The sequence below is a fragment of the Suttonella sp. R2A3 genome (assembly GCF_021513215.1).
Lineage (GTDB): Bacteria > Pseudomonadota > Gammaproteobacteria > Cardiobacteriales > Cardiobacteriaceae > JAHUUI01.
In genome coordinates this window covers 1596008-1622846 of the sequence record NZ_CP090975.1, presented here as the reverse complement: position 1 = coordinate 1622846, position 26839 = coordinate 1596008, and the positions used below count along the sequence as shown (strand labels likewise).

General features: G+C 50.1%; 25 protein-coding genes and 1 pseudogene. 18 read left to right on the top strand and 8 right to left on the bottom strand.

Translation table 11 applies throughout. From position 1 onward, the window contains the following. From L0B52_RS07775 to L0B52_RS07750, 6 genes are all read left to right on the top strand, one after another. Complete coding sequence (locus tag L0B52_RS07775; protein WP_235064159.1) at positions 1-513, top strand: MauE/DoxX family redox-associated membrane protein; 513 nt, start codon at positions 1-3, stop codon at positions 511-513. After that, a complete protein-coding gene (locus L0B52_RS07770) occupies positions 510-1127 on the top strand; it encodes a redoxin family protein (RefSeq protein WP_235064158.1) in 618 nt (205 codons plus the stop codon). Before L0B52_RS07775 ends, L0B52_RS07770 begins: the two co-directional genes overlap by 4 nt. A gap of 15 nt (positions 1128-1142) precedes the next feature. Further along, complete coding sequence (locus L0B52_RS07765; protein ID WP_235064157.1) at positions 1143-1661, top strand: methylamine dehydrogenase light chain; 519 nt, start codon at positions 1143-1145, stop codon at positions 1659-1661. After that, positions 1658-2128, top strand: coding sequence for a cytochrome c (locus L0B52_RS07760; RefSeq protein ID WP_235064156.1), 471 nt, complete (start codon positions 1658-1660; stop codon positions 2126-2128). The genes L0B52_RS07765 and L0B52_RS07760 overlap by 4 nt, the downstream gene beginning before the upstream one ends. Before the next feature lie 15 nt (positions 2129-2143). Next, the gene (locus L0B52_RS07755; protein ID WP_235064155.1) at positions 2144-3106 is read left to right on the top strand and encodes an MBL fold metallo-hydrolase; all 963 of its coding nucleotides are present in this window, start codon (positions 2144-2146) and stop codon (positions 3104-3106) included. A gap of 145 nt (positions 3107-3251) precedes the next feature. Beyond that, on the top strand, positions 3252-4673 hold the full coding sequence (locus tag L0B52_RS07750) for an aldehyde dehydrogenase family protein (protein WP_235064154.1): 1422 nt from the start codon (positions 3252-3254) through the stop codon (positions 4671-4673). Positions 4674-4737: 64 nt separating this feature from the next. On the opposite strand, the gene ipdC is transcribed toward L0B52_RS07750, so the two are convergent. Genes ipdC through L0B52_RS07720 form a run of 6 tightly spaced genes read right to left on the bottom strand, consistent with a single transcriptional unit; the run spans position 4738 to position 11664 of the window. Then, complete coding sequence (gene ipdC, locus L0B52_RS07745; protein ID WP_235064153.1) at positions 4738-6369, bottom strand: indolepyruvate/phenylpyruvate decarboxylase; 1632 nt, start codon at positions 6367-6369, stop codon at positions 4738-4740. Between the two features lie 26 nt (positions 6370-6395). Then, complete coding sequence (locus tag L0B52_RS07740; protein WP_235064152.1) at positions 6396-8348, bottom strand: acetoacetate--CoA ligase; 1953 nt, start codon at positions 8346-8348, stop codon at positions 6396-6398. A gap of 19 nt (positions 8349-8367) precedes the next feature. Then, positions 8368-8817, bottom strand: coding sequence for a MarR family winged helix-turn-helix transcriptional regulator (locus L0B52_RS07735; protein ID WP_235064151.1), 450 nt, complete (start codon positions 8815-8817; stop codon positions 8368-8370). A gap of 2 nt (positions 8818-8819) precedes the next feature. Next, a complete protein-coding gene (locus L0B52_RS07730) occupies positions 8820-10130 on the bottom strand; it encodes a TRAP transporter large permease (RefSeq protein ID WP_235064150.1) in 1311 nt (436 codons plus the stop codon). Beyond that, complete coding sequence (locus tag L0B52_RS07725; RefSeq protein ID WP_235064149.1) at positions 10127-10621, bottom strand: TRAP transporter small permease; 495 nt, start codon at positions 10619-10621, stop codon at positions 10127-10129. Before L0B52_RS07725 ends, L0B52_RS07730 begins: the two co-directional genes overlap by 4 nt. A 17-nt stretch (positions 10622-10638) precedes the next feature. Beyond that, positions 10639-11664, bottom strand: a complete 1026-nt coding sequence (locus tag L0B52_RS07720) for a TRAP transporter substrate-binding protein (protein ID WP_235064148.1) — start codon at positions 11662-11664, stop codon at positions 10639-10641. 145 nt (positions 11665-11809) lie between these two features. Between L0B52_RS07720 and L0B52_RS07715 the strand changes: the two genes are divergently transcribed. Both L0B52_RS07715 and maiA read left to right on the top strand, forming a co-directional pair. Further along, a complete protein-coding gene (locus L0B52_RS07715) occupies positions 11810-12799 on the top strand; it encodes a fumarylacetoacetate hydrolase family protein (protein WP_235064147.1) in 990 nt (329 codons plus the stop codon). Further along, positions 12796-13451 (top strand): annotated as a pseudogene (gene maiA / locus L0B52_RS07710) (maleylacetoacetate isomerase). Before L0B52_RS07715 ends, maiA begins: the two are co-directional and overlap by 4 nt. Positions 13452-13467: 16 nt before the next feature. Here the strand turns inward: maiA and L0B52_RS07705 are convergent. After that, on the bottom strand, positions 13468-14922 hold the full coding sequence (locus L0B52_RS07705; RefSeq protein WP_235064145.1) for an Rne/Rng family ribonuclease: 1455 nt from the start codon (positions 14920-14922) through the stop codon (positions 13468-13470). Then, positions 14891-15514 (bottom strand): nucleoside triphosphate pyrophosphatase, encoded by a 624-nt coding sequence (locus tag L0B52_RS07700; protein ID WP_235064144.1) that lies wholly within the window; start codon positions 15512-15514, stop codon positions 14891-14893. Before L0B52_RS07700 ends, L0B52_RS07705 begins: the two co-directional genes overlap by 32 nt. Before the next feature lie 267 nt (positions 15515-15781). Between L0B52_RS07700 and L0B52_RS07695 the strand changes: the two genes are divergently transcribed. From L0B52_RS07695 to pabB, 10 genes are all read left to right on the top strand, one after another. Further along, positions 15782-17290, top strand: a complete 1509-nt coding sequence (locus L0B52_RS07695; protein WP_235064143.1) for a glucan biosynthesis protein — start codon at positions 15782-15784, stop codon at positions 17288-17290. Then, positions 17275-18690, top strand: coding sequence for a glucans biosynthesis glucosyltransferase MdoH (mdoH, locus tag L0B52_RS07690; protein ID WP_235064142.1), 1416 nt, complete (start codon positions 17275-17277; stop codon positions 18688-18690). Before L0B52_RS07695 ends, mdoH begins: the two co-directional genes overlap by 16 nt. A 2-nt stretch (positions 18691-18692) precedes the next feature. Further along, positions 18693-19346 (top strand): hypothetical protein, encoded by a 654-nt coding sequence (locus L0B52_RS07685; protein ID WP_235064141.1) that lies wholly within the window; start codon positions 18693-18695, stop codon positions 19344-19346. Between the two features lie 11 nt (positions 19347-19357). After that, entirely contained in the window at positions 19358-20398 is a 1041-nt protein-coding gene (selD, locus tag L0B52_RS07680; protein ID WP_260088724.1) for a selenide, water dikinase SelD, read from the top strand. Next, the gene (gene mnmH, locus L0B52_RS07675) at positions 20398-21492 is read left to right on the top strand and encodes a tRNA 2-selenouridine(34) synthase MnmH (RefSeq protein ID WP_409202335.1); all 1095 of its coding nucleotides are present in this window, start codon (positions 20398-20400) and stop codon (positions 21490-21492) included. The genes selD and mnmH overlap by 1 nt, the downstream gene beginning before the upstream one ends. A 566-nt stretch (positions 21493-22058) precedes the next feature. Next, positions 22059-22388, top strand: coding sequence for a divalent-cation tolerance protein CutA (cutA, locus tag L0B52_RS07670; protein ID WP_235064138.1), 330 nt, complete (start codon positions 22059-22061; stop codon positions 22386-22388). Then, positions 22381-22767 carry a thioesterase family protein gene (locus tag L0B52_RS07665; RefSeq protein WP_235064137.1) on the top strand — a complete coding sequence of 129 codons (387 nt, stop codon included), beginning with the start codon at positions 22381-22383 and terminating at the stop codon, positions 22765-22767. Before cutA ends, L0B52_RS07665 begins: the two co-directional genes overlap by 8 nt. Before the next feature lie 121 nt (positions 22768-22888). Next, positions 22889-23860, top strand: a complete 972-nt coding sequence (locus tag L0B52_RS07660) for a YhdH/YhfP family quinone oxidoreductase (RefSeq protein WP_235064136.1) — start codon at positions 22889-22891, stop codon at positions 23858-23860. A gap of 54 nt (positions 23861-23914) precedes the next feature. Continuing rightward, positions 23915-25051 (top strand): MFS transporter, encoded by a 1137-nt coding sequence (locus L0B52_RS07655; RefSeq protein WP_235064135.1) that lies wholly within the window; start codon positions 23915-23917, stop codon positions 25049-25051. Further along, positions 25048-26805 (top strand): aminodeoxychorismate synthase component I, encoded by a 1758-nt coding sequence (gene pabB / locus L0B52_RS07650; protein WP_235064134.1) that lies wholly within the window; start codon positions 25048-25050, stop codon positions 26803-26805. The genes L0B52_RS07655 and pabB overlap by 4 nt, the downstream gene beginning before the upstream one ends. Positions 26806-26839 lie beyond the last annotated feature (34 nt).

The window sequence follows — 26839 nt, the reverse complement described above, 5'->3', positions numbered from 1 at the left end:
ATGCTTTATTGGATTGCAACCCTCACTCTTAGCGCCTTGCTTGCTGGTGCGGCATGGCATAAATGGCAGCACAATGCCGATTTTCAATCAGCACTAGCGGCTTACCGCCTGCTGCCCTTAGATGCTGTGCGTGCAACCGCGTTTGTGATTATGGGCTTAGAAGCGCTCACAGCATTACTATTATGGCTAAGCCCCATCGGTGCACTTTTAGCAGCGGCAATTTTTGCGGCTTACGCACTGGCGATGGGCATCAATCTCGCCCGTGGGCGTAGCGATATAGACTGTGGTTGTGGTGGTGTGCCTATCCACATCAGCTGGCATTTATTGCTGCGCAACGCGGCATTGATTGCGCTCGCGCTTGTTGCAGCTTTCAGTGCACCCGTACCGATGAGTATCAGCAGCGCGGTCATGACAATTTTAGCGGCGCTGTCATTATTACTCACCTATTTCACTGTTAATCAACTACTGGCCAATCGGAGTTATTGGATCAGTCAAAAAGGAACCTTCGCATGAGTCAAACGATTTTAACCACTGCTGTCATCATCTTATTTGTTGCCGTCATCGCACTAGGCGTCTTAGTCTTTTCGCTGGCACGACAAATCGGTGTGTTATACGAGCGTATCGCCCCAGCAGGCGCCCTAGCCGTTAATAAAAGCGTTAAGGCTGGCGAACAAGCCCCCGCGATCAGCGTCAAAACCATTGATGAAGAAGTGCTGAGCATTGGCGCTGCGGGCAATCGTGCGACGTTGATGTTTTTTCTCTCCCCCGATTGCCCTATTTGTAAGCAAATACTCAAACCGCTTAAATCTGCGGCTAAAGCCGAAAGCGGCTGGCTCGATGTGATTTTAGCCAGTGATGGTGATAACCTCGGCGAGCACCGCGCGTTTATCGAGCGTGAGTCCTTAGAAGCCTACCCGTATGTATTGTCTGAGGCGCTCGGCAAGACCTATGGTGTGTCTAAACTACCTTATGGTGTGTTAATTGATGAACAGCAACAGATTGTTGCGCTTGGCATCATCAACTCTCGTGAACACTTAGAAAGCCTGTTTGAGGCCAAAGAACGTGGCTTCAGCGATATCCAAAGCTATTTATCCAGCAAATCCACCAGTGACCCAAAAATGGCGTAATTCGAGGAGAATCTTATGAAATGGTTAGATAAATTTACTGAAAAAACCGTGCGTCGCGTAGCACAATCTACCTCTCGACGCAGTGTACTCACTGGCCTTGGCGCTGCCTTGGTTGGTGTGGGCGCAACCCCACTCTTACCGGTCGCACGCGCTTCTGAAAGCAATCAACCCAAATTCCCTGGTGAGGAAGGCGATCCAAACAGCTGTGATTACTGGCGTTTTTGTGCCATCGACGGCTTCCTTTGCGGCTGCTGCGGCGGTAGTGCAAATACCTGCCCACCCGGCACAGAAATGTCCCCCATCACCTGGATTGGTACGTGTAATAACCCAGTTGATGGCAAAAACTACATCATTTCGTATAACGATTGTTGCGGTAAAAGCAGCTGTGGTAATTGCTTGTGTACGCGCAACGAAAGCGATCGCCCGATGTACTTCCAAGGAAAATCAAACGATATCAACTGGTGCTTGGGTACAAGCAGTGCAATCTATAACTGCTCAACCGCGGTTGTGGTTGGTATAGAAGTAGAAAAATGATCCGTAAAACGCTCATGACCACAACGGTGACCGCCATCGCGATTACTGCTGTATTTGCTACTACTGGCACCATGCCAGGCGTGAGCGATCCTGCGCGTATGGAAAGCTTGTATCAGCTGCATTGTCAGGGCTGCCATCTACCTGGAGGTGAAGGTTTCCCTGAACATGATGTGCCGCGAATGACCGACACATTGGGCCACTTCGCCCGCTTAGAAGAGGGGCGCCGTTATTTAATCCAAGTGCCCGGTTCTTTTGGCGCCCCCATTGATAATCAAGACTTAGCAGAAATCACTAATTGGATGATTTATACCTTTAGCCCGAATACCGTCGATGAAACCTTTAAGCCTTTCACGGCTGAAGAGGTTAGTCGCCTGCGCAAGGCTTATGATGGCGATATCCTCGCCAAACGAGAAGAACTGGTTGACGCGCTCAAAGCAGCCGGCAACTATCCCGATTCAACCCAATAATAATATAGAGGAATTATGAGTAAGAAACCTTTTGCATCATCTGCTGATCTCGGCGAAAAGAAAGCGACAGTCGAAGTCATCGCTGATGGCGTATATGCACAAACGGCCGAAGGTGACCCCAACGTTGGCGCTGTAGAAGGTGAAGATTTTGTCGTTTGTTTAGAAGCACTCGCCACGCCGGCAGCCGCAAAAGAATGGTTAGCGCGACTTCGTGAACATACCGACAAACCGGTCAAATATTTAGTGCTTACCCATTACCATGCCGTGCGTGTATTAGGCGCATCAGCGTTTGAGGCCGAAAGCATCATCATGCATGAGACCACCAAAAAATTGATTGAAGAACGTGGTAAGCAAGATTGGGATAGTGAGTTTGGTCGCATGCCACGTTTGTTCCGCGAACCGCAAACCATCCCCGGACTTACTCACCCTGACATCACATTCAATGATCGTTTAGAAATTCCACTTGGTGGCGACCGTGGCAGCCTGTATTTATCATTCTATGGCCGTGGTCATACGGCCAGCGATATCATTGGTTGGCTGCCAAAACATAAAGTCTTATTTGCGGGCGATTTGGTTGAAGCTGAAGCCGCACTCTACACAGGTGACGCCTTTCACTTTGATTGGGCACGTGGCACGCTCGATAACCTCAAAGCACTTGGAGCTGAATACCTCATTGGTGGCCGTGGCCCAGTGGTTAAAGGACGCGATAATGTTGATGCCGCGATCGAACAAACCCGCAGCTTCCTTCAAGGCATGATTGATAAGGTTGGTGAAGTTCATGGTCGTGGCGGTTCGCTCAAAGAAGCATTTTTAGCTACTCACGAGCACCTTGCACCGACCTTTGGCGCCTGGCCAATTTTTGAACATTGCTTACCCTTTGATGTGCAGCGTCTATGGGATGAATACGATGGTATCGATTGGCCGCGTATTTGGACCGAAGAGCGCGATCGTGAAGTATGGGATCAACTGCAAGACTAAATGACAACCAAGTTATATAAGCTATGGCCATATTGCGCCACAGGCTTATATTTCCTATGCTAACTATCAGTAACAGCAGTTGATTTTCGTTCTTTAAGCGCGAACTTCTGCTGCTGATGCATCAATAAAACGAGGAGCATCAATCATGACAACCTTTTCTTTATGGATTAACGGTAAAGCCGTCTCCACCGCTAACACCTTTGACGTTATCAACCCCGCGGATAAATCTGTGGTCGCAGCTTGTCCTCAAGCCTCAGAACAAGACCTCGAAAATGCTGTTGCGGCAGCAAAAGAAGCCTTCCCAGCCTGGGCGGAAAAACCTTGGCAAGAACGTAGCGATTTAATGTTGAAACTCGCTGATGCGGTTGAAGCCAATATGGTCGAACTCTCCGAGCTACTCACCAAAGAACAAGGCAAACCACAAAATGGCTTTGCTGATATGGGGGCTGGCTTTGAAACGGGCGGAACTTTGGCATGGATTCGCGCAACCGCGGGCCTAACCTTACCGGTTGAAACCATTCAAGAAGGCGATGATTTAACGATTGAAGTTCACCGTAAGCCGTTAGGTGTGGTGGGTTCGATCACCCCATGGAACTATCCATTATTAATTGGTATCTGGCATATCATTCCAGCGATGCTTGCAGGTAATACAGTGGTGATGAAGCCTTCGTCACTCACCCCACTTACCACCCTACGCTTTGCTGAACTCGCCAACGAAATTCTCCCAGCTGGCGTTCTTAATGTCGTGAGTGGTGATGGTGGCATCGGTCGAATGATCACCGCCCACGAAGATATTTCAAAAATCGTGTTTACCGGTTCAACGCCAACTGGTCGTCACATTATGAAAAGCGCTGCCGGCAACCTCAAGCGCCTTACCCTTGAGCTTGGTGGTAACGATGCGGCGATTGTGTTGGATGATGTTGATGTAGCCTCAGCGGTTGGTAAAATTTTTGCCACCGCGTTTATCAATAATGGGCAAACTTGTGCCGCACTCAAGCGCCTGTATGTCCAAGATGGCGTTTATGATGCGATTTGTGAAGGCCTGACCGAAATTGCTAACAGTGTGATCACTGGTAATGGCATGAACCCAGATAGCGATTTTGGCCCATTACAGAACCCAGACCAGCTCCAACTGGTTATGGATTTAGCCGCGGATGCTAAAGAGCGCGGCGCACGCTTTTTAACCGGTGGCGAACAAACCAACACCAATGGTTACTATTACCCAATTACCTTGGTCGCCGATATCAAAGATGGTGCCCGCTTGGTTGATGAAGAACAGTTTGGCCCAATCCTGCCAATTATCCGCTTCTCTGACGTTGAGGAGGCGATTGTCCATGCAAACAATAGTCCAAATGGTCTGGGTGGATCGGTTTGGTCACAAGACATCGAACGAGCACGAGAAATCGCCAGCCGACTTGAGTGCGGCTCAGTATGGATTAACCACCATGCGGTTATCCAACCTCACGCACCATTTGGTGGAATAAAACAGTCTGGTTTTGGGGTCGAGTTTAGCGAAGCTGGATTAAAAGAATTCACCAGCATCCAAACCTTGCATGTTTACCCATAGGCTCTCAAGCTAAAAACAAAAGCCTCGCTTAAGCGAGGCTTTTTTATTATTGCTTATAGACCGATTAACCTTCGCGCATCTTTTTAAAGCCGGCGACAAAACGCGCCAGCGTATTGGATAAGATTTCGCGCTCAATCTGAATGTCGATAATATGAAAATGCGCTTCATCAGCCAGCGCTTCAGCAAAACTGTTTGCAAGCGCTGCGCGTGTTGGTGCGCGATGACCTTTTCCTCCTAAGCTTTCACCGATCGCGGCAAAATCAAGCCGAGGCAAATCGTTAAAGGCCGACTCAGGCTGAAAGGTACGTAGCATCTCCCAGCTGGCATTATTAAACACCAAGACAATCGGGTTAAAGCCATAACGAGGGGCATTCAACAACTCCCAACCGGTCATCTGAAACGCGCCATCACCAACCAAGATAATCGGACGACGACCATCAGCGGCCTGCAACCCTAGCCCCGCCGGAATTCCATAGCCCATCGTCGCGTAGAACCCTGGAGCGACCAATTCAGTAGATTCAATATCAAGGGTGGTGAAAAAACAATCCCCCATATCTGCCGCTAACGGCATTTTTTCGTGACGATGAAAATGATCATTGATCAGCGTGGCAACATCGGTTGGCGTAGACACTGCGTCATCGGCGACAAAGCCTTGTGGATAGCTTGGTAGTTGACGTTGCTTTTTAGGTACGTCACAAGCAGGTAAGCGTTCGAGTAACGCGTTTAATAACGGCTTCAAGCCAATATTAGGATAAATATGATAGCCCATCGAGCATTGACCATCGGCGGCGTGCATCACGCGGCGAAAATCAACCCGTTGTCCGGATAAACCGAAGTTATTATCCGTCAAAATCACCCCGAGCAAAAACATCGCATCGGCATCTTCAACCCGAGCGCTTAAATCCGCGTCACCTCCAGAACCAAGATATGTGCCTAACAAGGCAATATCAGGATCGTTGGCCAGCATGCCACGCCCCATCAAGGTGGTCACTACCGGGATATCTAAGCGTTTCGCGAGTTCCGCCACTTGAGCTTCAAGATCAAAACGCCGCACTTCCACCCCAACCACCAAGATCGGCTGTTCTGCATTTTGTAGCCGAGATAAGACCGCATCAGCACACGCATCGAGCGCTGCTTGCTGGTGTGGCCATAAATCATCCACTGGTGCCGGCACGGCCTCACACGGTTGAAAGACTTTATCGCGTGGGATTTCTAAATACACCGGTCTTGAATAGCGCAGGCAATTATCCAACACCCGTGCAATCGTTTGTGGCGCGGTTGATAGGTCATCTAAAATCGCTTGATCACAAGTGACCTCACGGTACACCGCAAGCTGTGAATTAAGGTCTTTTGCCTGATGGTGGACCAATAATCCGGTTTGTTTGTCCGTATCCCCCGGGCCCCCTGAAAGCACAATCACTGGTGATTTTTCTGCATAAGCCGCAGCAATCGGGTTAACCATATTAAAGCCACCTGCGCCATAAGTAACTGCTGCCACAGAAGGCGCGCAACGCATGCGTGCGGCCGCATCCGCAGCAAACCCTACCGCAGGTTCGTGACTGAGGTAATAGCACGGCAAGATCTGGCTTTCTTCAATCGCTTTAAACAATGGCAAAGCGAAATCACCAGGAATCCCAAAGATTTCTGCCACACCGCGCGCTTTTAGCGCATCTAATAAGACTTCTGCTAAAGTCATCGTTGTTCCTTCATTTAATGAATGCTTCAATCAGCTAATTCTTCTCGTTCAGCAAAATAGCTTAATGCCTGTGGGTTCGCAAGCGCACTGAGCTGCTGAACCTCACGACCATGAACCACATCACGCACCGCGAGCTCAACAATTTTGCCCGATTTTGTTCGTGGGATATCAGCAACTGCTAAGATTTTTGCCGGTACATGTCGTGGCGTACATTGCTCACGAATATGCTTTTTAATTGCGCTCACCAGCGTATCGTCGAGTGTGTAGCCCTCTTTGAGCACCACAAATAAAATCACCCGACAGTCGTTATCCCAATCTTGACCAATCACCACGCTATCGCTAATCGCTTCCATGGCATTCACCTGGTTATAAATCTCTGCCGTACCAATACGTACACCACCAGGGTTTAACACCGCATCCGAACGTCCATAGAACACCAGCCCATCATGAGCACTACGCGCGACAAAATCACCATGGTGCCAAACACCTGGAAAACGCGCCCAATACGCCTGATGATAGCGACTGCCATCCTCATCACCATAAAACCCTAGTGGGCGGTTTGGAAACGCATTACAACACACCAATTCACCCCGCTGTTCACGCACCGACTGTCCCTGTTCGTCAAACACTTGTACATCAAGCGCTAAACCACTACCCTGTGTTTCACCTCGATAAACCGGCGTCAGCGGATTACCGATCGCAAAACACCCACAAATATCAGTACCGCCCGCGATACTGGTGAGGTGAATATCGCTTTTAATCGACTGATAGACATAATCAAATTGCTCAGGCGCCAACACAGAACCGGTTGAACACAATGTGCGTAAAGCACGCAAATCATGGCTGGTTACTGGTGTAATCTGCTGCTCTTCAAGGGTGGCCAAATATTTCGCAGCCGTTCCAAACAAACTAAATTTAGCGGTTTCAGCGTAATCCCAAAGCACCTCACCATTTGGGTAAAACGGGGAACCTTCGTATAAGCAAATCGTCGCGCCACTGGCCAGGCTGCCTACCAGCCAATTCCACATCATCCAACCACAGGTAGTGAAATAAAACACCCGATCTCCAGGATGAACATCACAATGTAGGCGATGCTCTTTGAGATTATTCAGTAGCATCCCGCCCACACTATGAATGATGCATTTAGGTTTACCGGTAGTCCCTGATGAATAGAGAATATACAGCGGGTCATTAAACTCACAAGGCACAAAGGTTAGCGGCTTAGCCGAGTAAGCCGCGAGCACCTCATCCCAAGACTCTGCACAGGTTAAACGCGCTGCCTCAGCGCCAATATTGCTGATTTCTATCCAGCATTCGATGCTATCCACCGCTGAGACCACGGCTTGTGCCTTATCACGGCAGGTATGCACTTTACCGTTATAGGTATAGCCATCAACGCTAAAGAGCACTTTCGGGCGTGTTTGGCCAAAACGGTCAATCGCCCCTTCACTACCAAAATCTGGCGAAGTCGAGCTCCACACCGCACCCAACGATGTGGTGGCGAGCATGGCGATTACGGTTTGCGGGAAATTTGGCAAATAACCTGCAACCACATCCCCTGAACCTACCCCTCGCGCCTGTAACACCTGCTGCAATTGACTCACTTGCGCACGCAGATCGCACCAACTTAACGAGCCAATGCTGTTTTCTTCCACTTTATAAAGGATCGCCACCTCATCAGGGTGATGCTCACCGTATTGAAGCATGTTTTCAGCGAAATTGAGCCGAGCATTGGGGAAGAATTGCGCATGCTCAGCGCTTTCTGGTTGCTCGATCACCGGATCAGGAAAATCGCCACGGAGTTGACAAAATTCAACCAAATGCCGCCAAAATGCCGCCTGATGTTTGAGACTAAACGCATGCAGACTCGCATAGTCGCTAACCTCAGGATAATCGTTGTGCAGTGATTGAATCAATAAAGATACATTCGCTTGTTCAATACGCGAATGATCTGGTTGCCAAAGCAATACATTAGCCATCAGCGCCCCTCTCTAATCGTTATATTATGGTGCCAAGTCGCGCTTCTAGGCGCGATAATAAGTTATTAAATTGCTGCTGTTCGTCTTCACTTAACACCTCAAGCCATTGGTTTTCCCAAGCTTGAGCGAGCGGCAATAACACGGCCAGCAGCGCGTCACCTTGTTCGGTTAGACGTAAGCGATTTTGTCGTAAATCACGTTGATCAGCCTCACGCAACACATAGCCACGATCAACCAGGCCGGCGATAGCGCGTGAGGTTTTAGTTTTATCCATACGGGTCGCATCAGCGATAAATTGCGCGGTAACATCTTCTTCTGCTTGCAACCACACCAACACCCGCCACTGCGGCACACTAATGCCAAAATCTTCGTGATAAATTCGTGAAAGTTCGCATGAGGCTTTATCGGCGAGCATATTGAGTTGATAGGGTAAAAATTGCACCAAAGCAAACGAACTTCCCTCACCCATCGTCATCCTCCTGTCCATTGATTAATCAGCGTCGGTAGCCAGAGGGAAAGCCCTGGTATCAGCGCGATAAGCAGTATACGTATAATATCGGCCACGAGAAACGGCATAATCCCGCGGAAAATAGTGCCTGCAGTGACATCGGGCAACACCCCTTGCAAAACAAAGACATTCATACCAACTGGTGGTGTGATCAAGCTGATTTCAATCGCAACCACCACTAAAACGCCAAACCACACCAAGTCAAAGCCTAATCCCGCAACAATCGGGAAAAACAGTGGTACGGTCAGTAACAGCATCGACATACTTTCAAGCATACAGCCGAGCACAAAATAGATGACAATAATCAACATGATCACCATAATCGGTGAAAGCTCAGCCGCACTGATCATGCCCAGCAAGGCGTTTGGTAGTCCGGCACGATTAACAAAATTGGAAAAAATCAGCGCCGCAATGATAATCGAGAACAGCATACAGCTCGTGCGTGCACTATCAATCAGCACCTCACGCAAATCACCCCAACTCAGTTTACGATTAGCCAGAGCTAAAATCATTGCCCCAAAGGCGCCGATTGCAGCTGCTTGGGTAGGGGTAAACCATCCCGCATAAATCCCACCAATAACCAGAAAGAACAACAGCATCGTATGGCTCACACCGAGCAAACTCTGCCAGCGCTCATACCAAGAAGATTTATCAGAACGCGTACAGCCTTCGCGTCGACGAACCGAATAAACGACAGCTAATAAATACAGGATCACGCCGAGGATCCCCGGAATCAGCCCTGCAGCAAATAGATCGATAATGTTCTGTTCCGTAATAATCCCGTAAATCACTAGAATAATACTCGGAGGGATCAAAATCCCTAGCGTTCCACCAGCGGCTATTGACGCTGAAGCCAGACTATCATCGTAGCCATATTGCCGCATTTGCGGCATCGCCACTTTAGCCATCGTTGCAGCAGTCGCCAGACTCGAACCACTGATCGCACTAAAGCCACCACAGGCAAGAATCGTCGCCATCGCCTGCCCACCACGGAAGTGCCCAATAAAGGCATTCGACGCTCGATAGATCGCATCTGAAAGCCCGGCTTTATTAACAAAATTACCCATCAAGATAAACAACGGAACAATCGATAAATTGTATTCCATCGCGGTATCAACAATACGACGGGTGGTCATCGCCATTGCTGCGTTATAGTTTCCGCCGAGTAAAAAATAATAGCCAGCAAACCCTATGAATGCCATAGCAAATGCCAGTGGTACACGCGCAAACAACAATACCATCAGCGCGCCAATACCAAACAACGACTCTGTCATACTTTATCCTTTTTGCCCAAAGCAACCACCATCGCTTTAAGCAATGAAATCAACGCAGAAAGCCACCCCATCACCGCCATTACAGTAATCAAATAGCTAATCGGGATACGCAAAAATTCTGTTACATCGCCATAACTTACCGAGCGTTGGGCAAATTCGAGCAGTTTCCAACCCAGCAAGGCCAGCGCAATACTCGCACCAATATGAATAAGCACTCGCCGGGCGCGATGCAACCAAGAAGGGGTAAATTGATCCAGTAAATCCACGCTAATATGCGACTCATCCCAACAGACTAACGGAAAGATACAAAAAGTCATTACCGCCAATGCCAGTTGAGTCAGCTCAATACTGCTCTTTATGGGGGCGCTAAAGAGTTTAACGCCCAACACATCAACCACAGTAATCAGCATCATCGCCATCAGCATGAACATCGCGGGCCAGGTGAGAAAAGGCAGAAAAATCCGCTCTATCCATTGGCTAAGGCGTGTCATAAAGCGCTCCTCGCAGATTATTGATCAACACCAATATCCTTTTGAAACGCATCTAGCGCCGCTTGTGCGTCGTAGCCGTTACCTTCATTTCCTGCCACCCATTGCTCTGGAAGTTTGGCAGTCAGCTCTTTAATTTCAGCCAAAGCTGCGTCATCCACATGATTAAAGGTATGACCGATCCCTTTCGCATACTCCACGGCAATCGCATCTTGCTCATCCATCATGCGACCAAATAGTGCAGAAAGCTGCTCACCTGAGACTGCTTTGATCGCTTCTTGATCAGCTGCGTCAATTTGCGCCCAGCGATCGGGGTTAACCACGATTGAAAAGCTACCACGATATAAACCACCTGGCACCTGATAGGTGTACGGGAACACATCAGCCAAACGGAACGATTTTAACGCTTCCAGGGTCAATAACGCCCCACTAATCACACCTTGTGAAGCTGCTTCAAAAGTACCTGTTGGAGGCAGCGCAACCCCAGCGATTCCCAGATCTTCGGCAATGGTATTCATAATCCCACCACCAACACGCATCCGCTGTCCATCAAGATCAGCCCAGCCAGTTACTGGCTCTTTAGTAAAGACTTGTCCCGGGCCGTGTACCCCAACACCCAACACTTCCACACCACGATGTTCGTTGGCTTTACTTAAATAATCGCTATACACGCGCCAATAGGCCTTTGACATATCTTCAGATGAGATATCCACAAAATACGGCAACTCCGGCAGTTGGGTGGCGCTAAAACGTCCAGGATAATGCCCATGGAAAATCCAGCTGACATCACCCACACCATCAGCAACCAAGTCCATCTGTGCCTGTGGTGGACCTAAATCATAAACCACATCGAGTGTGACACGACCCTCGGTAGCCTCCTCAATAGCCTCGCCCCACTCAGGCCAAACAGTGGTATTAATGCCATGGTTTGGTGATCCCCAAGTGGATACAGTGAGCACCGTTTTTGCCCATGCACTTGATGCGGCTAACGTTGTCGCACTAATCGCTGCACCAATCAACAAGTGCTGTACATTTTTTTTCATCATTGTGTTTCCTCTATATCGTTGTCATAACAGACTATCTATCGCCGAACCATCACTACAACATTAAGATAATCTATACAGATTATCATTGCATAGGATTGTTTCGTATGCAACTATAGACACACTATTAAAACAGGAGAATAAAACGATGAAACTCGCTTCATTAAATGAAGGGCGTGACGGCAAGCTGGTTGTTGTTTCTCGCGATTTAACCCGTGCGGCGTTAGTCAATGATATTGCCCCTACCCTACAAGCAGCGCTTGATAATTGGGCGGAAATTGAGCCTAAACTGCAAGATCGTTATCGTGCGCTTAACGCAGGCGAGGTTAGCGATGCCTTTGATTTTGAACAAAATGATTGCGCTTCACCACTACCTCGTGCTTATCAATGGGCTGATGGTAGTGCGTACGTTAACCACGTTGAGCTGGTGCGTCAGGCACGCGGTGCCAAAATGCCAGAATCATTTTGGCATGACCCTTTAATATATCAAGGCGGGTCTGACAGCTTTATTCCACCACGTGCACCCATTCCTCTGGCCAGCGAAGACTGGGGCATTGATCTTGAAGCAGAAATCGCAGTCATTACCGATGATGTTCCAATGGGCGTTTCTCCACTGGCTGCTGAGAAACACATCAAATTACTGATGCTGGTTAATGATGTCTCTTTACGCAACCTGATTCCAAACGAGCTCTCTAAAGGCTTTGGGTTTTTCCAATCCAAACCTTCGTCGAGCTTTTCTCCGGTCGCAGTAACCCTTGATGAGCTTGATGACGCCTGGCGTGATGGCAAAATTCACTTGCCATTAACCAGCCACATCAACGACGAACTATTTGGTGAGCCCAACGCCGGCATCGATATGACTTTTAATTTCCCTCAACTGATTGCCCATGCCGCTAAAACCCGTCCGCTTGGTGCTGGCGCGATTATTGGCTCAGGGACAATCTCGAATTATGACCGTTCAACCGGTTCATCATGCTTGGCAGAAAAACGCATGCTAGAAATCGTCACTGATGGCAGCGCAAGCACACCATTTATGCGCTTTGGCGATACCGTACGTATTGAGATGTTTAACAAAGAAGGCGAGAGTATTTTTGGCGCGATTGACCAAAAAGTCAGCAAATATCCGGGGGCTTCATGAGTCCAGCACTTTATGGCTATTGGCGATCGAGCGCATCGTATCGGGTACGCATCGCACTTGCGCTCAAAGGCATAGACTACCATTATCAAACGGTACATTTAGTGCGTGGTGGCGGTGAACAACATCAAAAACACTTCCGCGAAATCAATCCCCAAGGTTTGATCCCGGTTTATCAAGATGAACACGGTGTATTCAGCCAGTCACAAGCGATCATCGATTACCTTGAGCTGCGCCACCCTGAGCCGGCACTACTGCCTGAAGACCCTGCAAAGCAGGCGCATGTGCGTGCACTGGCACAAATCATCGCCTGCGAGATTCATCCATTGGATAATCTCAAAGTGCTGACGTATTTAACCAGTGAGTTCGGGATTAGTGACGAACAGAAGACCGCATGGTATCAGCATTGGATTGCTGAAGGATTCACGGCCCTTGAGGCGCAAATTGGTAATGTATTGCGCGGCATGACGTTTTCTCTTGGTCGCGAGCCCGGCTACCTTGAGGCTTTTATCATCCCGCAAATGTATAACGCGCGCCGCTTTAACTGCCCTCTGACGATTATCCGCAGTTGCTCGCTTTAGACGCGGCTTGCAACGAGCTTCCTGAGTTTATTGCCGCACACCCCGAAAACCAGCCTGACGCACCGAAAGAGTAATCACTGTGAGATCGCGCTACGATAGCGCGATCTCATAAAGCCCGTGATGATAGCTGGTATCACTTTGCAGGCGAATAGGCGTTTTCAATAATGCTTGCAAGTCAGAAAAGCTCAATGATTCTTCCTCACGAATAAAATCAATCAGCTCAGGTGAACCAATCACACTGAGCATTTTTGGATTGAATTCACGGGCTTCGCGCATCAATTCACGAAATAATTCATAAACGATGGTTTCTGTGCTTTTTACATACCCTCGCCCTTCGCACGATGGGCAGGTTTCACACATCACCTGGCGCAGGCTTTCACGCGTACGTTTACGCGTCATCTCAATGATTCCTAAGGGGGAAATCGGGCTGATGGTATATTTATTTTTATCGCCACCGAGCGCCAAGATCAATGCTTCCATCACCCCTTGTTGATGCTCAGCGTTCACCATATCGATAAAATCGAGCATGATGATCCCCCCAAGGTTGCGCAGGCGCAGCTGACGAGCAATGGCATGTGCTGCCTCAAGGTTGGTACGATAAATCGTGTCGTCTTGTGATAATTTACCCACATAACCGCCAGTATTGACATCAATCGTGGTCATCGCTTCAGTCTGATCAATAATCAAATGGCCACCGGATTTCAACGGCACATGGCGTTTAAGCGAGAGTTCAATTTCATCGTCAATCCCAAAGCGGGCAAAAAGCGTTTTCTCGCCTCGGTAATGCAGCAGGCGATCCGACATTTCAAACAGGAAATTTTCGACAAAACGCGACATCTCCTGATACGCATCATGATCATCAATCGCCACTCGCGAAACCTGCGGTGAGACATAATCACGCAGCACTTTCAGATACAGCGGCAGGTCGCGATAAATCAGCGTGCCGGGTTTAGCTTGCTGCTGCGCCTGTAAAATCGCCTCCCACACCCGCTGAAGGTATTGCATATCGGCGCGCATCGCCCACATATCAGCCGATTCAATCGCGGTGCGCACGATAAACCCGCCTTGATGCCCACGATGAAAGCCGACCATTAAATCGCGCAACGATTGCCGCTGCGCCTCGGAAGCAATTTTAATCGACACCCCGATATCATCGGCGTTAGGCAAGAAAACCAGAAACCGCGAAGGAATGGAAATTTCCGTACTCAAGCGCGCGCCTTTGCTGCCAATCGGATCTTTCAGCACTTGCACGAGCAGCGTTTGCCCTTCACGCAACACATCGCTAATACGCTGTGGTGCATCCTCATCTTTGCGTCCTATATTTTTGAGGTGCAAAAAACCCGTGCGCTCTAAGCCAATATCAATAAATGCTGCGTCCATCCCTGGCAAAACCCGCTGCACTTTGCCTTTATAGATATTGCCAACGATGCCCCGTCGGCGTTCGCGCTCAACCATTACATCTTGCAAAATGCCATCTTCAACAATCGCGACACGGGTTTCGTAAGGGGTATGGTTAATCAGAATTTCGGTATTGAACGTCTCCATAAAGTTGCCTCGAAAAAGCCTGTAAAAAAATCATCTCATCCATCTGCCGTAGGCGTCTTACCAGTGCATGAACCGGTAGCCCTACCACATTGAAAAAATCTCCATTGATCGCTTCGATCAACGCTGCGCCGCGCCCTTGCACGGCATAAGCACCGGCTTTACCAAACGGTTCACCGCTGGCTATATACGCTGCAAATAACGCCTCATCGGCCGGCATCATCGTGACCTGTGTACACACTACCTCACGATAGACTTCATCACCACGACGCAGGCAGAATCCTGTCGCCACACGATGGGTACGCCCGGCTAAAGAGCGTAACATCGATAGCGCCTCAGCATCATCAGCGGGTTTGCCGAATAAGCGGTCATCTAAACCAACCAGTGTATCAGCTGCTAAAATGATCTGATCTTGAGAATAACGCCCAGCGACTGCGGACGCTTTACGCTCAGCCAGTTGGCGAACACTGTCTTCAAGCGATACGCCTTGCGCGACTGTCTCATCAACCTCAGCCGCGCACTGGGTAAATGACACGCCAAGCATCGTCAACAGATCACGCCGCCTTGGTGATTGCGATGCCAGAACCAGATTCATCGATCCCCCGATTAGTGATCGCCTTCATTATAGATACCGTAATCAACAACCACCACCTTTGCCAAATTATTTTTTAATCGCTTATTTTTAATATATTTATTTTTTATACTTTTTATGAAACACAGCGGCAAACAACTACCCATTTTTAATGGAAATAGCCAAAAGCCGCTATATATCAGCAATAAAACACTATGCTATAATTTTTCACTCAAAAATTTTATAGGTTCTCGATAGATGATCGTGCGGTATTTGTCCTTGGTGTGCGTGATGTGCCTTTTTCTCGGCGTTGGCGCAGCACGTGCCGATGATGAAGCTGATAGCAAGCACAGCTTTGCGCAAGTTGTTGAACTTGCCAAACAACGCGCCACGCGCGCTGATGCGCCGGAACAGCTCGATTTAACCGGCGTATTCAGCGATTTGAGCTACGATCAATATCGCGGCATTCGCTTTCGCCGCGAGTACAATCCGCTTGCCGACAGCGGCAGCGATTTCGCCGTTGATCTCTTGCCACCAGGATTGTTGTACAAAAGCCGTATCTTGATTTATTTAGTACGCAATGGTCAGGCTGAACTATTGCCGTTTGACCCTCAGGCGCTCGATTTTGCCGATAACCTGTTTAGCCCCGAACAGGCGCAAATCAGCGATGAAGACGCGGCCAAACTTACCTGGTCCGGTTTTCGCATTCGCTATCCGATTAACACAGCGGAGGTCAGCGACGAAATCGCCATTTTCCAAGGCGCAAGTTATTTCCGCGCAGTAGCGCGCGACACACTTTACGGTTTATCCGCGCGCGGTCTGGCGATTGGCACCGGCAGTCCCAAGGGCGAGGAATTTCCGCGCTTCACCCGCTTTTGGATTCATCAACCCATGCCGGGGGCACGGACCATTCGCGTTGAAGCACTACTGGAAAGCACCTCATTGACCGGTGCCTATGCCTTTGACATCACCCCGGGAGCGGAAACGGTATTCGTCGTCCAGGCCAGTCTATTTGCACGGCAAGCCTTGGAAGATTTTGGCATCGCGCCACTGACCTCAATGTATTATTTCTCTCCGGCGCAGCGCGCGCACATCGACGACTATCGCAATGCAGTGCACGACAGCGAAGGATTAGCGATGTTGACCGGCGCCGATGTGCGCTTGTGGCGCCCGCTTACCAACCCGCCGCGTCTGCAATTTTCCGCTTTTCAGGACCTCAATCCCAAAGGTTTCGGACTGATTCAGCGTAGCCGCGCTTTTACCGATTATGAGGACGGCGAAGCGCGCTATGAAGCGCGTCCTTCGGCATGGATTGTCCCACGGGGCGGTTGGGGCGATGGCGCGGTATCGCTCGTGGAAATTCCGGTGAATAATGAATTCAACGACAATATCGTCGCTTTTTGGAGACCCAAAGCAGCGCTACAGGCCGGCAAACGCTATGATTTCGCCTATGACCTCATTTGGTCGGCGGAAGGTTCCCCGTTCTCACGCCGCGCACGCATTGCTGGCACGCGTTCGGGTCGTTCAGTCAATCACAGCGATCAATACAGCTTTACGGTCGATTTCATCCCCAGCCACGCACAATCGTGGCTGGATCCAAACGCCCTCAAGCTTGATGTTCGCGCCTCGACAGGCGAAATTATCGCCGCACATTTGACCACACCGGAAGGCAATGGCAAGCTGCGTGCCAGCTTTGAATTCCGCCCCACGGCAACAGAGCCGGCCGAATTGTCCCTGAGCATCAATGCGGGCAACGAACAAATCGCCGAACACTGGCTGTATCGATGGATCAAACGCTAAGTGCTGTCCCACCGTCGGCGCCTTTGCCGATGCCGGTGCAATCTTTGCGCGAGGCGCCGGCCCGCAGGGCACTGCGCAGCAGCACTCGCACCCGCTGCGCCCGCGTTGTCGCCTTCGTTGGTGCGTTGATAATTGGTTCGCTCGGCAGTTGGCAGCTTTATGCCGCCTTTGGGCACAACGCGAACGCCTTACAATACGCTTTGCTCGCTCTGTTCTCGCTCACTTTTTATTGGATCGCCTTTTCCACCACCACGGCACTGGCGGGATGGTTTTCCACCTCGCGCCACATTGCACCACGCAGCGGCGAAAATCGCAGCCGTTTGGTGCTGGTGATGCCGGTTTATGGTGAAGACCCCTCCATGACCGGCGCCGCACTCCTCGCCATGGCCGAACAACTCGCCAGCACACCGCTGGCTACACGTTGCGAACTGTTCATTATTTCCGATACGCAGAATCCCGATGCATGGAGCACGGAAACCGCGGCATTTGATGTGCTGCGCCGCCATTCACCATTGCCGGTATGGTATCGCCGCCGGGTCAAGAATACCGCACGCAAAGTGGGCAATGTCGCCGATTTTGTTTCACGCTGGGGCGCACGCTACGATTATATGGTGATGCTCGACGCCGATAGTTTAATGGACGCCGCGACAATCAACGCCTTGGTCGCGCGCATGGATGCCGACCCTGAGCTCGGCTTACTGCAAACCATGCCCAGACTTACCGGCGCACAATCTTTACTCGCACGCACCATCCAATTCGCCGGCGCACTTTATGGTCCGGTGGTGGCGCGTGGCGTTGATGCCTGGCAGGGTGAAGACGGCAATTATTGGGGACATAACGCCATCATACGAACGCGCGCCTTTGCGCAAAGCTGTGCTTTACCCACATTACGTGGCCGCAGCCCAATCGGCGGACACATCATGAGTCACGATTTTGTCGAAGCCGCATTGATGCGTCGCGCCGGATGGGGGGTTCGCATGGACGCGGACTTAAGCGGCAGCTACGAAGGCCTTCCACCCACGCTTGGCGACCTTGCCGGACGTGAGCGCCGCTGGGCGCAGGGTAATTTGCAGCATCTCGGCGTCATTGGTGCAAAGGGCCTGCGCTGGCCGAACCGAATGCATTTTCTCATCGGCATACTCAGCTATTTGATGAGCCCTATCTGGCTGGCAATGCTCTTAGTCGGCGGGTTAATTACCGCGCAAACCCTGCTTGTCACCCCACAATATTTCGGCGACCATTACCAGCTTTTCCCGAATTGGCCAACCTTTGATGCCCAACGCATGCGTCTGCTTTTTTCGCCGCAATGGGCTTATTGCTGCTCCCCAAATTTATCGGCTTATGCACCACCTTGTTCAACCGTCATCGACGTCGACGCTTTGGTGGCGCATGGGCAGTAAGCATGAGTTTTATCACCGAACTGCTGATTTCCGCATTGTACGCGCCATTAATGATGCTGATGCAAACCCACCATGTCTTCGATATTCTCTTTGGACGCGACTCCGGCTGGGCCACACAAAGCCGCAACGCCGCAGTATTACCATGGCGTGACGCATTGCAGCGTTCGCGTCTGCATTTATTTTCCGGCTGGTTGCCGCTGCTCGTCCTCGTCGCACTTGCGCCGAATCAAATTATCTGGCTTTCGCCCGTACTCGCCGGACTGTGCTTGTCACCGCTGCTCACCCGCCACAGCGGCAATACACACATTGGCACCTGGCTTGAACGACACGGGTTACTCCTCACCCCTGAAGAATGGCGCACACCGAACATCATGCGCCAGGCCGAAGCACACCGCCAGTTGTTTCACGATGCGGCAGCGCTGAATTTTACCGCCATGTTGAGCGAAAAAAACCGCCTGCACGCACACCTGAGCGGTCTCACGCCCACCTCAGCTCAAGACCGCGAAACTCGCCTGCTTGCCATCACTGCGCCCGCAAAAATCGCGGCAGCGCACGACCTCGACGAAGCGCTGGAACTCCTTAGCCAGCAAGAAACGCTGTACGCCGCAGGACAACCTGATCTATTGTGGGCGCTGCACCACAAAACCCACCCATAGGATGCGCAATGATGGACACCGATATTCGTCTGACGCAATACAGCCACGGCGCAGGCTGCGGCTGCAAAATTGCCCCACAGATCCTCGAAACCATCCTTACTTCGTCGCTAAATCTGCCGCAAGACCCGAATTTACTGGTGGGACACGCCAGCAAAGACGACGCGGCAGCCTATGATTTAGGCAACGGACAGGTCATCCTCAGCACCACCGATTTTTTCATGCCAATTGTCGATGATCCGTTTGATTTTGGGCGGATCGCTGCCACCAATGCGATCAGTGATATTTATGCAATGGGTGGTCGACCACTGATGGCGATTGCTATTTTAGGATGGCCAATTAACACCCTCAGCCCAGAAGTCGCGCAACAAGTGATCGATGGTGGACGACAAGTCTGCGCTGATGCCGGCATAACCCTTGCTGGTGGCCACAGCATTGACGCACCCGAACCTATTTTTGGCTTGGCGGTGACTGGTTTGGTTGATAAAGCGCACCTACAACAAAACACTACCGCACGAGTTGGTTGCAAGCTGTTTTTAAGCAAGCCGTTAGGCGTCGGCATTTTGAGTACTGCACAAAAGCAAGGCAAACTCGCTGCAGCACACGCCCATATAGCGCGTGACAGCATGTGTCGTCTCAATGATATTGGTGCTGAAATCGCCGCCTTAGAAGGTGTACGCGCTATGACCGACGTCACCGGCTTTGGCCTGCTCGGTCATTTACTTGAGCTTTGTCAGGGCAGTAACGTCAACGCTGAGTTACATGAATCAGCGATTCCAATCCTCGATACGGTGCGTGACTATCTCGCTCAAGGTTGTATTCCTGGTGGGACGACACGGAATTTCGCCGCCTATGGCCAGCACATTACCCCGCTTGATGATAGCCAACGCGCACTCTATTGTGATCCGCAAACCAGTGGTGGGTTGTTAATCGCTGTTGACCCTGAACACGCTGAACACGTTGCAGCGCAACTACACGCAGCAGGTCTTTATGATAAACCGATAGGTGAACTGGTAACGCCACGTGAGGATTATCGTATCGCGGTCATGTCATGATAGACGCCGATAAAGCGGATTACCAGCGCCTGATCCTCAACGACATCCCATTAATCGACACCCGTGCGCCGGCTGAGTTCTCTAAAGGTGCTTTGCCGATGAGCACTAACCTGCCGCTAATGGATGATAATGAGCGTGCGCAAGTGGGTACCTGCTATAAAAAATACGGACAACACGCTGCCATTGCTTTAGGGCATCAATTAGTCAGCGGTACGCGCAAAACAACACGTATTGAAGCCTGGCTCAATTTTGCGCATACCCACCCTCAAGGCTATCTCTATTGCTGGCGCGGCGGACTGCGTAGTCAAATTGTGCAAAGCTGGCTTGCTGAAGCAGGCATCTCTTATCCACGCATTTGCGGGGGTTATAAAGCGCTGCGCCAGTTTTTGCTTGAGCAGCAAACGGCAATATTACGCGACACGCCAATGATTATTCTTGCTGGTTACACCGGTAGCGGGAAAACTGACCTATTGAAAAAACAGACCAAATGGCTGGATTTAGAAGGCTTGGCTAACCATCGTGGCAGTGCCTTTGGCAAACATCCTGACGGGCAACCCACGCAGCTCAATTTTGAAAATCGCCTCGCCTGCGCTTTAATCAAGGCGCAGTATCACTATCCAAATCAGCCATTATTACTCGAAGACGAGAGCCACCTTATTGGCCGCTGCGCTGTACCACCAGATCTGCGTGCTACCATGCAACGTGCGCCAATTGTGTTAGTCGAGGCCGATTTAGCGAGCCGCGTGGCGCATAGTTTTACCCATTACATCCTCGATAAACTCAACCTCTGGCAGACCCATCTGGGTGAGGAAGCGGGATTTGACGCTTTTAGTGACGATTTGCGTCAGTCTTTAGCTAATTTGCGCAAGCGTCTCGGCGGCCTGCGCTACCAACAATTAGCCAAAACCCTTGAAAGCGCGCTAATCGCTCACCGACGCGGCAACCCAGAGCAGCACCACACTTGGATAGAAGCCTTGTTACGTGAGTATTATGATCCGATGTATGCCCATCAGCTCGAGCAAAAAAGTGCACGCGTACTCTACCGTGGTAACACTGAGGCTGTGCATGCTTATTTACAGGAAACCAATCTCTAGGCAAAAAAATACCGGATGCTGTCTATCACATCCGGCTCGCCTCAAGAGGGCTGTTAAATAGAACGATTAGGTTCTATGAATTTCGCACCACATCGCCAGTAGACATCTGGCACTTCAATATTAGCATCGCTACTCGCTTCTGCTGACTACTCTTATCAATGAAGCTTGCAGATAAGCGGTAACACGTCGTCGATCACTCGACACTTCTTACATCATCGGTACTTAAATCCGCTGATTTTATTGCTATATTCATACCTGTAAATAATTAATTTAATGTTTTCAATGACTAAGATTTTTAGACTCACCAATTAAGCCGATTAATTCTATTAATTTTTTTACGTTATTGATCAAGTGCGTCACCAATAGTCAAAAATACCGCTAAACAATCTCTCTATTCTCAAAAATTCGTTAACAAATCAGCAAGAAAGGACGCCACTGCCGCAAAAAGTCAGTTCAGTAATGGCTGATGAAATGACTGACAGTTATGGTCAGCTTAGGCCTTAGTTTGATGGAGCATACGGCTTCACGCTAATATGGATACAACCATCATTGAAGGAGACTATCAGATGACGTCTTTACACGCAGCTTGCATCATACAAACCACCCTCGCTGATCAATCGCAAGCTGATGCGCTTATTGCTGCCTTATTAAACCAACAACTGGCAGCGTGTATCCAGCAAGAAAGCGTTCACAGCCACTACAGCTGGCAAGATAAGCTCTGTCGCGATCAAGAAATCCGCCTGAGCATCAAAACGCTCGCTTGCCATTACCCAGCAATCGAAGCGCTAATCAACACCCATCATCCCTATGATTGTCCTGAGGTGGTGATGTGGCAGCTTGATGCCCTTTCTCCTGATTATCATCAATGGCTAAGCGAGGTGTGCGCTGATGGCTAACACCTATCGATATGCGATTAAAGTGCGCAATGACGCGATTGATGTCATGGGGCATGTTAACAACGCGCGTTATGTGAGCTGGATGCAAGACGCCGCGATCGCGCATTGGACGCATATTACCGAAGAGATACAACGCGCACGTTATCTATGGGTGGCCAAGCGCCATGAAATTGATTATCTAAAGCCTGCTTTTGTTGATGAGCAGTTGATTTGTGAGACCTGGGTGAGTGAGTGTCATGGTGCTCTGTGCCTGCGACATTACCGTATCACACGTGGCGACACCCTGCTCTTAGAAGCGCAAAGCCAATGGTGTATGATCGACGCACAAAGCAATCGTGTGGCAAGAATCCCAGGACCCATCAGCGCGTTATTTTCTTAAAATGATTTATAGTCTATTATAGCTAATAATACTCAACACTTAGGATGTTGTGCGCTAGGCATAGCGGTCACCATGTTGCAAGAAATGGCCGAATACCCATCGAATTTAAGAGGATCATGTTATGAAAGCTATTCGCGTTCACGGTTTTCCACAAGCCGATAGTCAGGTTAGCGACCTGCCCCAACCAGAGGCCGGTGAAGGTGAAGTACTTGTTCAAGTTGCCTATTCATCGATCAACTATAAAGACATGCTCGCGGTCACTGGCGCAGGCAAAATCATGCGTAATTTTCCGATGACTGCGGGGATTGATGCTGCTGGTGTCGTTGCACAAGACAGTAGCCCATATCAGGCAGGCGATAACGTCTTGATTACCGGCTGTGGCTTAGGCGAAGCCCACGATGGCGGATTTGCCGAGTGGGTGTGTGTGCCGCAGGAATGGGTGATTCCACTCCCAGAAGGCTGGACAAGCAAAACAGCAATGCTGTTAGGCACCGCTGGATTTTCCGCCGCGATGGCGGTCGATGCCCTCATCGAACACGGCATCACCCCAAAAGATGGTGTCATTGCCGTGACCGGTGCTAACGGTGGTGTCGGCCTATGGGCAGTAAAACTCTTATCTCGGCTCGGCTTTCAAACGTGTGCTTTTGTGCGCAGTCCTGATGATCACCGAGACAAACTGATTAAAGATGGCGCCGATGAAGTGTACGACAGCGAAACCTTAACCACCAAACCACGTGCACTCGATAAGATGCATTTTGCTGGGGCGATCGATCAGCTTGGTGGCGATGTGCTCGCAAACCTTTTGGCACAAACTCAATCCTTCGGCTGTGTGGCCAGTATTGGCATGGCTTTTTCACCCAAGCTTGAGATGACAGTGATGCCATTTATCCTGCGCGGGGTAACCCTTACTGGCATCAGCTCGAGCAATTGTCCACGTGCACGCCGCGAACGCATATGGGCGTTGCTGGCTGAGCAATTTAGCGCTGAAGAGATCGATCAATTACCACATGGTGAAATCGAGCTTAACGAGGTGATCGAGTATTGCGCGCAGTGGTCAAAGCATCGATTTGGCCGTGTGTTGGTGCGCCTCTAACATAGCCAAATACGCCAATAAGATTTATCATAATCTTTTTGCCCCGAGGGTTTTATGCAACGTTTGGTGTTGCTGCTTAGCGCTACCGTACTGACGTTTATCACGCTCTACATCCCGCAGCCTTTGCAGCCACAGCTTGCCGAGCTTTATGGTCGCAGCACAGCTCAAGGTGGTGCGCTCACCACCGTTGCCCTAGCACCTCTAGCGATTGCCCCGATTTTTTATGGTTATCTGCTTGGCGGTATGCACCCTGCACATCTGCTGCGCTTTGCTCTAATCGGTTTAGGGCTTAGCAATATCGCTTTTGCCAGTATCCACGGTTTTCATTGGTTACTCGGCGTGCGCTTTATACAAGGCGCACTAATCCCGATTGTCATCACCGCGATCATCAGCCTGCTCTTACACAATAACCCACGGGTACAAAAAACACTCTCGCTGTATGTCGCCTTTACCATCATTGGTGGCTTTTTAGGACGCTTTTTCGCTGGTTTATTCGACACCTATTTTTATTGGCAAGTATTACCCTGGCTTATTGCCGCCCTTTTGATTGCCATCGCTTTTATGCTGCCTAAACCCACCATTGATCAAAGCAGCAGCTCTTACCAGCGGCCGCACCTCAGCGATTTAATCAACCTGCTCAAACAACGCAGCGTATTAACCTATTATCTGGTGATATTCGCGGTCTTTTCCTGCTTTGTAGGCCTGTTGAATTACCTACCGTTTATCCTTAAAAAAGCTTTCCCAGATTCGAGTTCTCTGACCGCAGGTTTGATGTACAGCGGCTATATTACTGGCGCGATTGTTGCCGTTTTTGCCGAGCGCATTGTACGCCATTTTGGCGTGCGGCAAAGTCTCGCCAACGCGATTATCCTCTTTACTCTGTCCATCGGTGTGTTGTGGTTAAAAAATATCACCTTAACCTTTATCGTGTTGTTCTTATTCTGCGCCGCGCTTTTTTTACTACATACCGTTGCTATCGCCGAAGTCAACAAACACAGCCGCTACGATAAAGGGCTAACTAACGCCTTTTACACCGCATTTTACTATGCGGGTGGCGTGTACGGCTCATTCATTCCAGGCTTGGTGTATCAACACTATGGCTTGAGCGCATTCTTAATCATGCTGATGGTAACCGCCGCATTTGGCCTCATTGGCATTCTCTCCCTAACCGGAACACCCTCAGATCAATGACTCTTGCCCCTTTTGTCCTACTCGACAGCGCCGATACCAACCGTGGTCGCCTCTATCAAGACCTACGTTCCATAGATTATTTGCACGCCAGCGAACTCGATCGTTTGGATGATTGCTTGGCTGACGGCTGGGCAAAAGGTCATCACAATGTACTCTCCCTACCCTATGAGTTTGGTCGTGACCTAATGGGAATCAGCGATCAAAACGCGGCCATGACCTGCGCGTGGTACGCGCAACGCAGCGAGATTGATGATGTCGCTGCGTTGCTCGCCAGGCAACAGATTGATGATGCACCTGCCGGCATTATCGCGCCAAATTTAACGATTAGCGAGGCCGCCTATCATCAGGCCATTGCACAAATTCATGAACACATTCGTGCAGGGGATGCCTATCAAATCAATTTCACGACCCAGTGTGAGTTTGCCTACTACGGACACCCAATAGCGCTTTATCGCGCGCTGCGTCGCGCACAACCAGCACCGTATGCCGCGCTCATTTATCATGGTGAGGATCATTGGACGCTCTCATTATCCCCAGAGCGCTTTTTTAGTGTAGAGAACCAACATCTAGTCAGTGAACCGATGAAAGGTACCGCACCGATTGTTGGTGACGGACAAGACGACGCACGCGCTGCTGCTTTAGCCAAAGATGAAAAGAACCGCGCCGAAAACTTAATGATCGTTGATTTACTGCGCAACGATGTCAGCAAAATAGCGAAACCGTTTAGCGTCCACGTCGTCAATCCTTTTGCGGTAAAAGCCCATGGTAAAGTGTGGCAAATGACTAGCGAAGTTCACGCTGATCTGCAAGAGAACACCTCTGCTGCTGCCATTATTCGCGCCCTATTTCCTTGTGGCTCGATTACTGGGGCACCTAAAGCCATGGCGATGCAACTCATTGATCAGCTTGAAGGGACTCCTCGCGGGCTGTATACCGGCAGTATCGGCTATATAGACCCTGATGGCAGTAGCTGCTTTAACATCGCGATCCGTAGCGCAGAACTAAGCGAACATGGCGGGCGAATCGGGGTCGGCAGCGGTATCACCATCGATAGCACCGCGCACGATGAATACCAGGAGTGCCACTGGAAAATTGCCTTCCTGCAGCATCCACCACAACCATTCACCCTCTTTGAAACCCTGTATGCTACAGAGCGCCAAATTGCCCTCTTGCCTGAGCATTTAGCACGCCTGAGTCGCAGCGCACACGAGCTTGGTTTTCGCTTTGATGCACGCAGCGTCACCCAGGCGTTAGAAAATTGTTTGGCTAACCTCAATCAAAGCGACTACCGGATCAAAATCAGTCTCGCGCAAGATGGATCGACAGAAGTGCGTGCGCATGAGTACGCTGGTATACCTACCAAGGTAGGCGTAGTCGTTCACGAGGAAACGCTTAGCAGGCGCGATCCGTTGCGTCGTTATAAAACCTCACAGCGCGCAGTCTATGATCGCGCCTGGCAGCAGGCAGCGGCTCATGGTGCGTTTGATGGCTTGGTGTTCAATGAAGCAGGTATCTTGCTCGAAGGTGGGCGCAGCAGTGTATTTTTATTACTTGATGGACGCTGGCATACCCCTGATCTTGCCCTTGATATCTTGCCTGGGGTAATGCGCGGCGTCATCCTTGCCAACCCTCAGCGCTATCTCAACACAGAACGCGTCTATGAATCACACCTTACCCGTGCGGATTTAGCGCGCGCTGAGCGCATGGTTATCTGTAACGCACTGCGCGGTGTATTAGACGCGGTGCTTTGCTAAGGCATAAAAAAAAACGCCCGGCAGAACCGGGCGC

Bases quoted from the DNA above. Each gene is read 5' to 3' on its own strand.
- cutA (WP_235064138.1), top strand. From the start codon at position 22,059: ATGACGTCTTTACACGCAGCTTGCATCATACAAACCACCCTCGCTGAT.
- L0B52_RS07760 (WP_235064156.1), top strand. From the start codon at position 1,658: ATGATCCGTAAAACGCTCATGACCACAACGGTGACCGCCATCGCGATT.
- L0B52_RS07720 (WP_235064148.1), bottom strand. From the start codon at position 11,664: ATGATGAAAAAAAATGTACAGCACTTGTTGATTGGTGCAGCGATTAGT.
- L0B52_RS07695 (WP_235064143.1), top strand. From the start codon at position 15,782: ATGTGCCTTTTTCTCGGCGTTGGCGCAGCACGTGCCGATGATGAAGCT.
- selD (WP_260088724.1), top strand. From the start codon at position 19,358: ATGGACACCGATATTCGTCTGACGCAATACAGCCACGGCGCAGGCTGC.
- L0B52_RS07765 (WP_235064157.1), top strand. From the start codon at position 1,143: ATGAAATGGTTAGATAAATTTACTGAAAAAACCGTGCGTCGCGTAGCA.
- ipdC (WP_235064153.1), bottom strand. From the start codon at position 6,369: ATGACTTTAGCAGAAGTCTTATTAGATGCGCTAAAAGCGCGCGGTGTG.
- L0B52_RS07770 (WP_235064158.1), top strand. From the start codon at position 510: ATGAGTCAAACGATTTTAACCACTGCTGTCATCATCTTATTTGTTGCC.
- L0B52_RS07750 (WP_235064154.1), top strand. From the start codon at position 3,252: ATGACAACCTTTTCTTTATGGATTAACGGTAAAGCCGTCTCCACCGCT.
- L0B52_RS07725 (WP_235064149.1), bottom strand. From the start codon at position 10,621: ATGACACGCCTTAGCCAATGGATAGAGCGGATTTTTCTGCCTTTTCTC.
- L0B52_RS07685 (WP_235064141.1), top strand. From the start codon at position 18,693: ATGAGTTTTATCACCGAACTGCTGATTTCCGCATTGTACGCGCCATTA.
- L0B52_RS07700 (WP_235064144.1), bottom strand. From the start codon at position 15,514: ATGAATCTGGTTCTGGCATCGCAATCACCAAGGCGGCGTGATCTGTTG.
- L0B52_RS07715 (WP_235064147.1), top strand. From the start codon at position 11,810: ATGAAACTCGCTTCATTAAATGAAGGGCGTGACGGCAAGCTGGTTGTT.
- L0B52_RS07740 (WP_235064152.1), bottom strand. From the start codon at position 8,348: ATGGCTAATGTATTGCTTTGGCAACCAGATCATTCGCGTATTGAACAA.
- L0B52_RS07755 (WP_235064155.1), top strand. From the start codon at position 2,144: ATGAGTAAGAAACCTTTTGCATCATCTGCTGATCTCGGCGAAAAGAAA.
- L0B52_RS07665 (WP_235064137.1), top strand. From the start codon at position 22,381: ATGGCTAACACCTATCGATATGCGATTAAAGTGCGCAATGACGCGATT.
- mdoH (WP_235064142.1), top strand. From the start codon at position 17,275: ATGGATCAAACGCTAAGTGCTGTCCCACCGTCGGCGCCTTTGCCGATG.
- L0B52_RS07705 (WP_235064145.1), bottom strand. From the start codon at position 14,922: ATGGAGACGTTCAATACCGAAATTCTGATTAACCATACCCCTTACGAA.
- L0B52_RS07735 (WP_235064151.1), bottom strand. From the start codon at position 8,817: ATGGGTGAGGGAAGTTCGTTTGCTTTGGTGCAATTTTTACCCTATCAA.
- pabB (WP_235064134.1), top strand. From the start codon at position 25,048: ATGACTCTTGCCCCTTTTGTCCTACTCGACAGCGCCGATACCAACCGT.
- L0B52_RS07655 (WP_235064135.1), top strand. From the start codon at position 23,915: ATGCAACGTTTGGTGTTGCTGCTTAGCGCTACCGTACTGACGTTTATC.
- L0B52_RS07730 (WP_235064150.1), bottom strand. From the start codon at position 10,130: ATGACAGAGTCGTTGTTTGGTATTGGCGCGCTGATGGTATTGTTGTTT.
- L0B52_RS07775 (WP_235064159.1), top strand. From the start codon at position 1: ATGCTTTATTGGATTGCAACCCTCACTCTTAGCGCCTTGCTTGCTGGT.
- L0B52_RS07660 (WP_235064136.1), top strand. From the start codon at position 22,889: ATGAAAGCTATTCGCGTTCACGGTTTTCCACAAGCCGATAGTCAGGTT.